The organism is Brevibacillus brevis (assembly GCF_001039275.2).
GTDB classification, from domain to species: domain Bacteria; phylum Bacillota; class Bacilli; order Brevibacillales; family Brevibacillaceae; genus Brevibacillus; species Brevibacillus brevis_C.
Genome location: NZ_CP030117.1, coordinates 2,089,107 through 2,102,586 on the forward strand (window position 1 = coordinate 2,089,107; position 13,480 = coordinate 2,102,586).

12 protein-coding genes and 1 riboswitch are annotated in these 13,480 nt (G+C 49.5%); of the genes, 11 read left to right on the plus strand and 1 reads right to left on the minus strand.

Annotated features, from left to right (window positions below):
- The first annotated feature begins 60 nt into the window (after window positions 1–60).
- Window positions 61–1,071, plus strand: coding sequence for an ABC transporter permease (locus AB432_RS10595; protein WP_082195900.1), 1,011 nt, complete (start codon window positions 61–63; stop codon window positions 1,069–1,071).
- 16 nt (window positions 1,072–1,087) lie between these two features.
- A complete protein-coding gene (locus tag AB432_RS10600) occupies window positions 1,088–1,993 on the plus strand; it encodes an ABC transporter permease (RefSeq protein ID WP_048032250.1) in 906 nt (301 codons plus the stop codon).
- A 61-nt stretch (window positions 1,994–2,054) separates the two neighbouring features.
- Here AB432_RS10600 and AB432_RS10605 read toward each other — a convergent pair whose 3' ends face one another.
- Entirely contained in the window at window positions 2,055–2,825 is a 771-nt protein-coding gene (locus AB432_RS10605) for an alpha/beta fold hydrolase (protein WP_048035757.1), read from the minus strand.
- Window positions 2,826–2,949: 124 nt separating this feature from the next.
- On the opposite strand from AB432_RS10605, the gene AB432_RS10610 reads away from it, so the two are divergent.
- The 9 genes from AB432_RS10610 to AB432_RS10650 all read left to right on the plus strand — a co-directional run bounded on the left by AB432_RS10610 (window position 2,950) and on the right by AB432_RS10650 (window position 13,466).
- A complete protein-coding gene (locus AB432_RS10610) occupies window positions 2,950–4,044 on the plus strand; it encodes a M24 family metallopeptidase (RefSeq protein WP_235617733.1) in 1,095 nt (364 codons plus the stop codon).
- Window positions 4,045–4,057: 13 nt separating this feature from the next.
- Window positions 4,058–4,258, plus strand: a riboswitch (cobalamin riboswitch).
- Between the two features lie 169 nt (window positions 4,259–4,427).
- Window positions 4,428–5,447, plus strand: coding sequence for an ABC transporter substrate-binding protein (locus tag AB432_RS10615; protein ID WP_048032252.1), 1,020 nt, complete (start codon window positions 4,428–4,430; stop codon window positions 5,445–5,447).
- A gap of 69 nt (window positions 5,448–5,516) precedes the next feature.
- Entirely contained in the window at window positions 5,517–6,530 is a 1,014-nt protein-coding gene (locus AB432_RS10620; protein WP_048032253.1) for a FecCD family ABC transporter permease, read from the plus strand.
- Window positions 6,527–7,342, plus strand: a complete 816-nt coding sequence (locus AB432_RS10625; RefSeq protein ID WP_048032254.1) for an ABC transporter ATP-binding protein — start codon at window positions 6,527–6,529, stop codon at window positions 7,340–7,342. Before AB432_RS10620 ends, AB432_RS10625 begins: the two co-directional genes overlap by 4 nt.
- A gap of 227 nt (window positions 7,343–7,569) precedes the next feature.
- Window positions 7,570–8,613 (plus strand): dipeptidase, encoded by a 1,044-nt coding sequence (locus AB432_RS10630; protein ID WP_048032255.1) that lies wholly within the window; start codon window positions 7,570–7,572, stop codon window positions 8,611–8,613.
- Between the two features lie 23 nt (window positions 8,614–8,636).
- The gene (locus AB432_RS10635) at window positions 8,637–10,793 is read left to right on the plus strand and encodes a CocE/NonD family hydrolase (protein WP_048032256.1); all 2,157 of its coding nucleotides are present in this window, start codon (window positions 8,637–8,639) and stop codon (window positions 10,791–10,793) included.
- 24 nt (window positions 10,794–10,817) lie between these two features.
- Entirely contained in the window at window positions 10,818–11,831 is a 1,014-nt protein-coding gene (locus AB432_RS10640; RefSeq protein WP_048032257.1) for a methyltransferase domain-containing protein, read from the plus strand.
- A gap of 112 nt (window positions 11,832–11,943) precedes the next feature.
- Complete coding sequence (locus AB432_RS10645; RefSeq protein WP_048032258.1) at window positions 11,944–12,492, plus strand: sigma-70 family RNA polymerase sigma factor; 549 nt, start codon at window positions 11,944–11,946, stop codon at window positions 12,490–12,492.
- Window positions 12,462–13,466: a hypothetical protein gene (locus tag AB432_RS10650; protein ID WP_048032259.1), complete on the plus strand. Its 1,005-nt coding sequence runs from the start codon at window positions 12,462–12,464 to the stop codon at window positions 13,464–13,466. Before AB432_RS10645 ends, AB432_RS10650 begins: the two co-directional genes overlap by 31 nt.
- Window positions 13,467–13,480: the final 14 nt, after the last annotated feature.

Below are 13,480 nucleotides of genomic sequence, written 5' to 3' on the forward strand. Positions count from 1 at the left end.
TACCTCTTCTTACCCTTCTTTCATTCATTTGGCGATAATTTTATGCAGGAAGGCGAGGAGATGGCATTGCTAGCTTACAGCATTCGAAGAATTTTAATGCTCATTCCTGTCTTAGTGGGCATGTCAATCATCGTTTTTTCCATTATTCGTGCCATCCCTGGTGATCCGGCTTTGACGATTTTGGGAGAAAAGGCAACACCACAAGCGATTGCAGACATACGAGAGGCATTGGGTTTGAATAATCCGTGGTACATACAGTATTTCGATTATATGAAAGATATTTTGAGCGGCAATCTTGGGGAATCATTGCAAACGAATGCGCCGATTTCAGATGAAATCTTGCCTTATTTGGCGGCGACGACTGAACTTACGATTGTGAGTATGCTTATTGCTGTGTTTATCGGTGTAAATGCAGGGATTCTTTCTGCGTGGAAGCAAAACTCCTGGTTTGACTACTGTGCGATGTTGATCGCCTTGGTTGGTGTATCCATGCCAATTTTTTGGTTAGGTTTGATGGAGCAGTGGGTGTTTGCCCAAGAACTGAAATGGCTGCCATCAGTTGGTCGCGACGATTCGCGTAATCCCGTAGAGGCCATTACGCACTTTTATATACTGGATACGATGATCGCTGGTCAGTGGGATCAGCTTTGGGAAGTCATCAAGCATTTGATCCTGCCAGGAATTGCGTTAGGTACGATTCCGATGGCGATCATTGCACGCATCACTCGTTCAAGCATGCTGGAAGTCATGCGTGCCGACTATGTCAGAACCGCTCGTGCAAAAGGGCTGACGCAGTTTTGGGTCGTGTACAAGCATGCGCTGAAAAATGCGATGATCCCTGTCTTGACGGTAATTGGATTGCAAACAGGGTTGCTGTTGGGTGGAGCTGTTTTGACAGAAACGATCTTCGGATGGCCAGGTGTCGGTCGTTATATTGTAACCGCCATTGGAAACCGTGACTATCCGGTTATCCAATCCGGTATCCTTGTGATCGCGACGATTTTCGTCCTGATCAACCTCTTGGTCGACCTTCTGTACGCCTATATCGATCCACGCATCAAATATCGCTAAGGAGGGACGAAGAGACATGGCACAACCACAATTACAACCACAAGATCAGGTAGTACCTTTAAAAGTGAAGCAAGAAGAAGTAGTCTCTCCTTGGAAGGATGCATGGAGGACGCTACGAAAAAACAAGCTGGCGCTGGTGGGCTTCGGGATTATTTTGTTTTTCATTGTTGTGGCGGTATTAGCTCCATGGATTGCGCCGTATCCGTACGACGAAGGTAAGCTAGTAATGAAAAACAAACCACCTTCCGAAGAGCATTGGTTTGGAACAGATTACAATGGTCGTGATGTGTTTAGTCGCGTTATTTATGGGGCACAAATCTCCTTGTGGGTAGGGACGTTCTCTGTCATTGGCTCCGTTCTCGCAGGGACCTTGCTCGGTCTTGTGGCAGGATATTATGGCAGATGGATTGATACAATCATTTCGCGTCTCTTTGATATTATGCTTGCGTTTCCAAGTATTCTTTTGGCAATCGCTGTCGTTGCCATCTTGGGGCCTTCTTTGCAAAATGCCTTGATTGCGATTGCGATTATTAACATTCCGACATTTGGACGCTTGGTGCGCGCCCGCGTATTGAGTTTGAAGGAAGAAGAATTCGTCATGGCCGCACGGGCAATCGGGATGAAAAATTCCCGGATTATCATGCAGCATATTTTGCCGAACAGCCTCGCACCAATCATTGTGACAGGGACGATGGGGATCGCCACAGCGATAATCGAAGCAGCAGCACTTGGCTTTCTTGGACTGGGAGCACAAGCGCCAGAACCGGAATGGGGAAAAATGCTCGCTGATTCACGTCAGTACATTCAGAAAGCACCATGGACTGTTATTTTTCCAGGGCTCTCTATCATGCTGACAGTTCTCGGCTTTAACTTAATTGGGGACGGTTTGCGCGATGCACTCGACCCGCGGATGAAGAGCTAGTTAAATTGTAAAAAGACAGAAGGAGCTGGAGTTGCCCGTCCTTCTGTCTTTTTCTTTATCCTTAACCTTTTTCCATGAAGGTGCGGCACAACTGATTGAAAACAGGAGCAGCTTTCGTGATGACTTGATGCTTCACGTTAGGGATCATCTCGAGTTTTATTTTTGGCAATTTCATGGTAAGCATTTGCGCATAATGGTGCATCCGTTGATCTTGTTTGCCATAGGCAAGTAAAATCGGTAGCTGGATGTTGCCCAGACGCTCCGTACACTGATAACGATGTCCCGCAGCGTAAAGGTACTTTAAGCTGTTGGGATCTGTTTTGGAGGCGTGGGCCGTCCATTTCTCCCGCATTTCTGGGTCATCGACATGGGAGGAAGCAATTGAACGGGCAAGAAGAGGAACGCCGTGAAGCATCGACAACGCCTGTGCCACCCAAAATCGTCCATGCAAATACAGGTCATTCACTTCGGAAAAACCACTCGCGAGAATTCCGCCTTGTACATGATCAGGATAGCGAAGACAGTATTCAAGGGCGATAGAAGCACCTTGGGAGTACCCCAAAATAAAGGGACGTTCAATGCCGAGTGACCCGACAAGTTTATGGAGCCGTTCTGTCAGCTCCCCAATGGAAAAGGGCTTCTCCATCGGTGAACTGTCGCCATGGCCGGGCAGATCAGGGACAATGAGCTGATATGTATCTGCGAGTGTTTGCTGATAAACAAAATTGATGGAGCCGATGCATGGTGCATGAATACACAATAGCGGCTGGCCTTTCCCTGATATGTGAAAAGCAAACTGCTTGCCATCCTGATGGACGAGTATTTGTTCCATTTTCGTTTTCACCCCACCCTTAGGTTGTCCGATACGAAGTAGATTTTTCAATTGAAGTCTTCTTTTTTTGATGGGGAAGTGGTATTCTCGCAATAGAATAATTGGTGAAAGCAGGGTGAAGAAGTTGTTTCAAGAGCGCATTTCGAAGCTCCACACGTTTTTGACAGAGCAAGAGCTGAACGCGGTGTTGATTACCTCTCCCAAGCACGTCTACTATTTGACCGGATTTTTTACAGACCCGCATGAACGTTTTATGGGTCTCGTTATTCCTGCGGAGGGAAAACCTTCTTTAATTGTACCTGCTCTTGATCGTGAGGCAGCGGCAGAGGCTTCGTTCGTTCAAGATATCCATACACATACGGATATCCAAAACCCGTATGAAATCCTCAAGCAAGTGTTGCCAGCGAACTTGACGAAGCTGGGTATTGAGAAAAGTCATATGACTGTCGAGCGCTATGAAGCACTTGGACAGGTTGTTCTGGCGTCGAGCTATGTAGATGTAGAAGAGCCACTGCGTGAGATGCGTTTGATCAAATCCGCGGATGAAGTGGATCGTCTGAAGCACGCGGTTCAGTTGGTCGAGGATTCCTTGCGGGAGACCCTGAAAAAAGTCAAGACAGGCATGACCGAGACAGAAATCGTAGCTGAGCTGGAATTCCAGATGAAGCGCTTGGGTGCCGAAGGTCCATCCTTTACGTCCATGGTATTGGCAGGGGAGAAGTCGGCACTGCCACACGGGAAACCAGGAACGCGCCAAGTGCAAGAAGGCGACTTGCTTTTATTTGATATTGGAGTAGCGGCGAACGGATATGTATCCGATATTACCCGTACCTTTGCTGTAGGCGAGATCAGTGCCCAGCTTCAAGAAATTTACGAGACAGTATTGGCTGCCAACGAAGCGGCAATTGCTGAGATTCGTCCGGGTGTGACCTTTGCGCATTTGGACAAAACCGCGCGCGATGTCATCACCGCAAAAGGTTACGGAGAATACTTCATGCACCGTCTGGGGCATGGACTTGGGATGGATGTACATGAATATCCGTCTGTTCACAGCCAGAACCAAGAAGTACTTCGTCCAGGGATGGTCTTTACGATCGAGCCGGGCATCTATCTGCCAGGTGTAGGCGGCGTGCGGATTGAAGACGATGTATTAGTTACGGAGACGGGTGTTGAAATTCTCACGCAGTTCCCGAAAAAACTGACTTCTATCAATGAATGAATAAATCGTAACAATTGAATACGTATCGAATGGTGCTAGATGGTATATGCCGTCAGCTTAAAAGGGAAGTCCGGTGAGAAACCGGCGCGGTCCCGCCACTGTAACGAGGAGCGCCCAGCGAATAGCCACTGTTTTTTGCGAGACAAAAAATGGGAAGGTAGCTGGGGGTGTTGATTCGTAAGCCAGGAGACCTGCCATGCGAGCATATACAATCGACCCACGAGGATGGGGCAGATGTGGAAGCAGTCTATGAACGGGCGCCTTTGCGCCTGCTTATCGCTATATCTACGTTTGTCATGCACCTCCCGATTGAAATGGGGGGTGCTTTTTTTGTGGAGGATTTGGTTCAACCCATCATATATATACAGAAAAGGGGATGACAGATGTTTAAGGCATACAAAACACATGCAGTAATGAAAGGACTAGCTTTCGGTATCATGACAGCTGCCATGCTTTTGGTTTCGGCATGCGGCTCCTCTACGACAACACAGGCTCCAGCCAAAACAGAACAAACGGCTACTCCAGCAGCAGAGGGCAAGCCAGTAACACTAACCAATAATGGCATCGAAATGACCTATCCAACAGCACCTGAGCGTGCCGTGACATTGAACCAACACGTCACCGAAATCATGCTGGCACTGGGCCTGGCTGATAAAATGGTCGGAACCGCTTACCTAGACGATGAAATCCTTCCAGAGCTCAAAGCAGATTACGACAAGATTCCGGTACTGTCTGATAAGTATCCAACGAAAGAAGTGCTGCTGGCAGCCAACCCAGACTTCGTGTACGCTGGATGGAAAAGCGGATTCGGCGAAAAGGGCGTAGGATCTATGCAGGACTTGGAAAAGGTCGGCATCAAATCGTATCTGCAAGCATCATCTAGCATGCCTGGCCCGACTATCGACGATGTGTTTGCAGACATTACGAATATTGGACGCATTTTCCGTGTGGAAGACAAAGCCAATGATTTGATCAATAAAATGAAGAGTGAAATGGACCAAACGCTTAGTAAAATTGGCAAGGTGGACGAGCCACTTAACGTGTTCGTGTACGACAACGGGGAAGATAAACCATTCACAGCAGCCAACAACTACATGACGTCCTTAATCAAGACTGCTGGCGGTAAGAACATTTTTGATGACATTCAAAAGGGTTGGGCAGAGGTCAGTTGGGAACAAGTAGTGAGTCGCAATCCAGACGTGATTATTATCGTTGACTACGGTGATAGAACCGTCGAGCAAAAACGTAATTTCCTTTTGAACAAAAAAGAACTGGCGGATATCCCGGCAATTAAAAATCAACGACTAATGGTATTACCATTGTCTGCGGCTTCTGAAGGCGTTCGAGCACCGATTGCGCTAAAAATTTTGGCGGAAGGACTCTACCCAGATAAATTTAAATAGAGTACGACCCTTTTAAGGGAGGGAATAGCACTGCAACAGATCAAGTTACCTTATATCATCATTACTCTACTGGTCGGACTCTTCCTCTCCATTACGTTTGCAGTTACCTTGGGTTCAGTGGAGATTAAGCCGACAACGGTATGGAAAATCTCCTTATCAAAAATTCCGATGTTGAACCAATGGATTGAGGTGGATTGGTCCAAAGGGGAGCAAACGATTATTTGGGATATACGCTTTCCACGTGTTCTCTTGGGGGCGATCGTCGGCGCAGGTCTGTCTGTCGTGGGAGTAGCCATCCAGTCGTTGGTTCGCAACTCCCTGGCTGACCCGTATGTATTAGGCGTATCTTCAGGTGCTTCGGTTGGCGCTACCTCGGTGATTATATTCGGAGCATTCAGCATGTACGGGCAGTATGCACTATCCTTTGGCGCTTTTACAGGCTCCCTTGTGTCAATCATTCTCATTTTTACGCTATCCCGTATTGGAGGACAAAACTCGACGGTACGCCTGCTCATGGCTGGAATTGCGATATCTGCGATCTTGTCGGCCATTACCAGCCTCCTTGTTTTTTCAGCGCCGAATGAGCATGGAATTGGGACAGTCCTGTTTTGGTTAAGTGGTAGTCTGGCTGGGGGGAAATGGGAGTACCTGACGATCCCGACATTGATTGTCGTCATCTGCCTCATCGTCTTAATGGCCCAATACCGCTCGCTCAATGCGATGCTAATGGGCGAGGAGTCAGCAGGGACATTGGGGGTTAATACGGTGCAATTCCGCAAGCTTCTCCTGGTGATCACGGCACTACTCACGGGGGTGATTGTGTCCATTGCGGGATCAATCGGTTTTGTCGGATTAATGATGCCCCACATCGTCCGTGTGATGGTCGGATCAGATCACAGACGTGTCCTGCCTGTCAGCGCATTGTTTGGCGCGATATTTCTAATTTGGGTCGATGTAGTCGCCAGACTTGCATTTGCACCGGAAGAACTGCCGATTGGTATTTTGACAGCGCTGTGTGGAGGTCCATTCTTTATCTGGTTGATGTTGCGGAGTTCTTATTCCTTTGGAGGTAGCGGACGATGAATTTGTTGGTTGAGAATATATCGGTCGAACTGGAGAAAAAGGGAATCCTTCGCCATGTTAGTCTGGAGGTGCGGTCCGGAGAGTTTGTGGGGCTGATCGGGCCGAATGGCAGCGGAAAATCCACGTTGCTAAAAAGCATTTATCGCGTATTGAAGCCACGTTCGGGATGGATCTCGCTTGATGGCGACGACGTATACAAGTTAACCTCACGTCAAAACGCTCAGCGAATGGCGGCAGTACGGCAGGAGTCCTCTGTTGAATTCGATTTTTCGGTAACCGAAATCGTGAATATGGGACGTGCTCCGCATAAGCGGCTATTTCAGTCTGATAACGCAGAGGACGTTCGGATTTGTGAAGATGCACTACAGAGGGTAGGGATGCATACATACGCTGATCGCAGCTTTTTCAGTTTATCAGGTGGGGAGAAGCAGCGGGTGCTGATTGCTAGAGCTTTGGTGCAGCAAGCCCAGTTCCTTGTCCTCGATGAACCGACGAATCATCTGGATGTTCGATACCAGTTGCAGGTGATGGATCTGGTCAAAACGCTGGGGATTACAGTCTTGTCTTCGTTGCATGATCTCAATATCGCTGCGATGTACTGTGATCGTCTGTACGTGATCTGTGAGGGGGAAATCGTTACATCAGGGACGCCAGAGGAAGTCTTGACACCCAAGCTGATCCTGGATGTTTTCGGAGTAGAGACAGAAGTGACGACGCACCCCATTACAGGCAAAAAGCATGTGTATTTCTACTCGGAAGCGATCCGTGTGAAGCCATCTGTCCAGAAGGTCGTGAGTGGAGTCAACGGATAGGGGTGGCGGAGAGAGGATGCCTGGTCGGCGTCCTTTTTTGTTAAGCGGACGGCATAAGAAGCCTGGGACAGGATGTGACGAGCGAGCGGGGCTACGAGGCTGACCAGTTGGATAAAAAGGATCTCTTATTGATCAAAGGAGCTGTGCAATACGTCGCGAATTTGTTGGATATATTCGATTTCTATCTCGATACGAAGAATCATTAATCATGATGGGAGATGACCCGAATGGCGGAAGTAACGAAAGAACAGGCGCGCAAATTTCATGACGGTGTTCACGTTCTGGATGGGCATTTTGATCTGCTGATGGATGTGGAGATTCAGCGTGGATACGGTCGAACCAAAATGATCGAGACGGAGTATTTGCCACGGTTCCAGCAGGGGGGCGTGCATTCCATCGTGGCAGCGGTGTTTGTAGAGGATGCTTTTGTACCGGAGATGAGTCTGCGCAAGGCGCTCAACCAGATCAGCGCTATGCATGCAGAGGCGGCAGAGTCACCCGAGCACATCGTCATCGCCAAAAATTTAGATGATTTGCAACAGGCAAGAGCGGAACAAAAAGTATCGTTCATTCTGTCGTTGGAAGGGGCAGAGCCGCTGCATAACGATTTGAGTCTCTTGCGTGTCTTTTATGAGCTCGGCGTACGGATGATGGGGCTGGTTTGGAGTCGGCGCAACTTCGTTGGGGACGGCAGCTTTTTTGCACCGGTGCGCGAAGGGAAAAAAGGAGGCATCACCGATTTCGGTGTGCGTCTCATCGAGGAAGCGGAAAAGCTGGGCATCGTTATCGATGTGAGCCATTTGAATGACGAAGGGTTCTGGGATGTGATGGAAATCGCTGAAAAGCCCGTGATTGCTTCTCATTCCAACAGCCGAACAGTCGTGCCAACGATGCGGAACTTGACAGATGAGCAGATCAAAGCGATTGCGGAAAAGGACGGACTGGTCGGGTTGAATGCGTGTAGCATGTTCACAGCGGCGAGCAGCGCTGACGCAACTATTGAGAGACTGATTGATCATGTTGACTATATGAAGAAGCTTGTCGGAGCAAGGCACATTGGTATGGGCCTAGATCTGTGCGATGATTTGACGAAATATTTGCCCTTGGACAAGATTACCAAAACCAAAGAGATGCCATTTGATGTAGTAAAAGGTCATGCGTCACTTCCGGAAATGACGCGTGAGCTGATGAAGCGTGGGTACACAGATGCAGAAATCGAAGGAATCTTGGGTGGTAATTTCCTCAGAGTGTATCAGGAAGTGTGGAAGTAGATCAGATACAGGAGGCATGACGGATGGTACAGACTGGGTACAAACAAGTCTCTTTTGGCTATTATCAATCTGGCCTCAAGGTAGCTGATATACGCTTTGTGGATGGGGAAGTTTGGCATCGGGGCACAGGTTGGGATACGGGTGGAGCGGCTGACGGTCTATTTGTACAACTGACTGAAGGGGAAGCAGCCTACGAGTTGCCTCTCCTCACCTTGGCACAAAAGCTACCGGAATGGGAACAAATCGACTGGGAGAGTGAACAAGTCGTGTTTCCGGAAAGCGGAGGGCATTACCAACGCCATCTATCCATCGAAGGAACAGGTCCCGCAGGGAAAAAGCAAGCGTGGATCTGGGCCGTGCGCGAAGCAGCGCAGCCAATTGACTTGATCATTTGTGAGAACGAAGTCATCGCTTTCGTGCTGACTGGTCGTGGAGACAGTGTCGTATTGGCAAAAACAGGGTGGGAGAATTTGACTCCACTTACAATGTGGCAGGACCCGTTGCTGTCCGAAGTTACCTATGGTGTACATCATTTGGGTAGGCATGATGTAGAGATGAGGGATGGCATTCGTTTGGCTACCGAGGTTTGGCTGCCCGCGGGCTTGGCGGAAAGACAGCGAGTTCCAACGATTTTCATGCGCACTCCCTATGGACGGTTGGATGGCATTTTTCGCCGTTTACCCTTTGTGGCTCGCGGATATGCACTGGTTGTTCAGGATACGCGGGGACGAGAAGATTCCGAGGGAGAGTGGATTCCACTCGTTCACGAGCGCAATGATGGAGACGACAGTCTAAACTGGATTGCAAGCCAGGAGTGGTCAGACGGCAACATCGGGATGCTCGGAGGCTCGTATGTGGGGTATGTGCAATGGGCAGCGGCCGCGAGCGGCAATCCGCATCTGAAGGCGATTTTTAGCTATGTGACAGTAGGAACGCCTTACGTGGACATCCCGCGCAAAGGGGGAACGATTCTCGGTGGTCTGTCTTGGATTTTCATGATGGCAGAGAAGCGGCGAAATGTCGCGGCGCTTTCCCGGGATGACTGGAGTGAGGTCATCAAGGTACGCCCGATCAAAGAAATCCCGCAAAAAGTGCTAGGGAAAGAAATCCCGTTTTGGACAAAATGGATGGAGCATCCGGACGGAGACGAGTTCTGGGCTATGTCAGACTGGAAACGGCATGCGGATCAGGTCAAGGTGCCTGCTCTCCTCGTATCAGGCTGGTATGACGACAACGGGATGGGGACGAGTGAATCGTGGGAGGTCATCTCTCGAAATGTGCCAGAGCATGCCAGACTCATCTTGGGGCCGTGGTATCACAAGGCGAATACGACGCGAGAAATCCATCATGTACCCTTTGGAAACAACGCCATCCGCTACGATCTGGATGTGACACAGCTCCGCTGGTTTGACCGCTATTTAAAAGGAGTGGAAAATGGCGTCGATCAAGAGCCTCGTGTCGAGTACTACATGGTGGGAGAAAACAAATGGAAGACTTCGCAGACTTGGCCACCAGCGGAGGTGACGCTGACGAATCTGTATCTGAATAGTGGGGGAAACGCCAATACGAGTGGCGGAGATGGAACACTGACCCTTTCTATCTCAGGTGAACAGCCGGTCGATACATACAGCTATGATCCACTAGACGCAGCTCCGTATCTGCTGGATTTGTCCGAGAATGAAAACAGCGTTCCGGAAAACTATCGTGATGTGGAAGAACGGGCAGATGTCCTTGTCTACACATCAGAGCCATTGGAAGAGGAAGTTGTCATCGCGGGAGAAATCTCGGCCGTTATCTATGCAGCCAGCTCAGCGCGGGATACAGATTGGTTGGTTCGGCTGTGTGATGTAGATGAGGAAGGCAATTCGATTCGTCTATCGGACGGGATTATATGCGCACGCTACCGGCACTCATTCGAAGAGCCCGAGCTCCTTGTCCCTGGACAAATTGAATGCTATGAGATTCGCATGACCAAGATCGCCAATGTCTTCCGAAAAGGTCACCGCATTCGTGTCTCAGTTACTTCTGGCGCGGAGAACTTCTCGTTCCCCAATCCGAATACAGGCAACGATCTGGCAACGGAAACCGAGACAGTCATTGCCTCGCAACGTGTCTACCATGACAGCCAGTATCCGAGTCATATCAAGCTCCCTCTCTTGCAGTCTGGGGGAAGTAAGTAATCTTCAGGAGGTATCTAAAGCATAATGACTATTTACAGTTGCAAAAAATGCAAGTTCCGTTACGATGAGTGGCTGGGTGATACGAAAAATGGCGTCCCGCCTGGGGTGCCTTTTCCTCATTTAGCAGGTTCTGTGTGTACCGAATGCGGGATGGACGAGGAAGGTCGGCACTTGCCGCTTCCTGAAACGAAGTACACAAACGTAGAAGCTACGTATTACGATCAGTTTGCAGGGAAGGCCAGCATCGCTTTTTATCGAAACTGGTTGCTGGGAGAAGCGGAGCAATCACCAGTCTCCGTGCTGGAGCTGGGTGTCGGAACCGGGAGAATTGCCATTGAGCTGGCACGGAATGACTTGTCCGTCTGCGGGATCGATTGGAGCCCGGATATGCTGGAGATGGCCTCCAAAAAGAAACGGCGCATGTTGAAAGGAAAAGAAGAACGGCTGGAGCTGCTAGAACAAAATATGTGGGAGTTGGAGCTTGATCGGCAATTTACGCATGTGCTTCTTCCAGAAGGCATTTTTCAGCAGGCCACCTGTAGGGCCAAGCAACGTCAATTGCTTTCGGTCATCCGTGATTACATAACAGAGAACGGAACAGTGGCCATTGATTTACTCTTGCCGCCAGTAAAAAATCAATGGACAACGATGCAACGCAAATTCGTTTTCCCGGACCGTATGGTGTATCAAAAGGTAGAGGGTGAAACCTCGCTCTTGGACCAAAAGTTCCGCTACACGCTTACTTATGAAACTTTTCTGGATCAGATCGAGCAGCCGAGGTATCGCGTAGAGCGCGAGATGGCGCTGCTTTTGCCTACAGAGCTTGAGCTGTTACTGGAAGGATTGGGCTTTCATGTCACCTATAGCAAAGAGAATGTATTCCACAAGCAAGACTGCGAACCGAGCCAAGCGGACACGGGCTATGATATGGATCGTTGGCAGCATGGTGGGTATCCATTCGCTGAACCTGTCGGGACACCGGGTGGAGCCACTCGCTGGACGATTTTGGCGAAAAAAATTTCTTCCACCACCTTGTAACAAAACGTCTGCTGCTGCATCTAACCAGTAAGAAAACCTCGATCGAGGTCTTTTCATGGAGGAGCGACCGCGTTTTTGCGGAAAATTTTCATACGTGAAGGAGGTCGCGCCCTTGGAAAAATTGCAGCCAACGACAGATGCTGCGTTTGAACAAATCATGAGGGAGTATGGGACCCGCGTGCTTCGACTCGTCACTTTTCTGGTTAAAGATCGCAGCTTGGCAGAGGATATTACACAGGATGTATTCGTCAAGGTGTATCGGCATCTTCCCCGATTTCGGCAGGAGAGCAGTGTGCACACGTGGTTGTATAGAATCGCGGTAAATGAGTGCAAAGGTTATTTGCGTTCTTGGTCGTTTCGTCATATCCTTCCCCGCTCGTGGATTAGACAGGATGGGGAGCTTTCTACAGAAAGTCTTGTGCTCGATCAAGCCGAAAGGGACCAGCTCGTAGCAGAAGTGTTGCAGCTTCCTCCACTCTATCGTCAAGTGATTGCCCTTCATTACTATGCGGATTTATCCATCGGAGAGGTGGCGGATGTGCTTGGGGTAACGGAAGGAACAGTCAGAACCCGGTTGCATAGGGCCAGACAGCAGCTTCGGCAGAGAATGGGAGAGGGGAGGGACTGGGAATGGACGAAAACCGATGGCTCACGGACTTAAAGGAACGGGCAGATCAGACCATTTTTCGTGATGTACAGTTCACTGCATCGATGGAAGAGCGAGTGAGACAGAGGGTGAGGCCCGGGACAGGGTGGATGACTGGCTGGAGGAAGCTAGCCTTGCCGGGCGTTTTGCTGGCGATGAGCTTGCTATTGTGGTTCGGGCTTCCCATTCAGGAGGAGAGACAATCTGCACAGCATGAGGTGAGACCTTCCCAACAAGAGACACAAGTACCCGCCTTGTTACCAGGTGGACAAATCGTCGAAGCGGATTTGTGGAAGCTGTCGCCTTCTTTGACATCCACTTACGACAATCAATCCTTTTCTTATTTGGGAGAAAAGCCTGTCCGCATCATGACGGATCGGGACGGTTTCTACGAAGGGCAGACGCAGCGGGTGATATGGCTGTTGAATGGGGACTACGCAGAGGAAGTAGAGATCGCTGCTTACAACACCGATGGGACCCGTCTATCGTTGGGCAGCTACGAGGTTATGGACCCGTTATACGATGCAGATGGACATTTTCCCTCAGGGATCGTGTTACCAGAACCGGGAAAATGGAAGCTGGAAGTAAGAACGGGAGGCAAACATCTCGGACAAGTTTTTGTCGAGGTGAAAAAAGGGATAGCACCCGCAAACCGTCAACTGGTCGGGCCTATCATTCAGCAGTATTTGGAGACAGAAAGTGATAAGCTGGGGTGGCTGGGAAAACATCGCGAGACAAGCGTTGAGCTCCTCGGTGTGGAAGCGCCAGATGCTGCGAAACGAACCGTATACGCTTGGGTGAAAATAACGGGTAGCAACTCTTCCGCCATCAGTGCACCCATGGTCTTTCAAATCGCCTACAATGGAAATGATTATCGGGTAACGGACTTCCAAATGCCCGAGGACGGCAGCAACTACCAGAGCAGTCTGCAAAAACTGTTTCCACCTAAAGTGCTGGAGCAAGTTCACGATCGATCAAACACAAAGTAAGAATGACAAAACGG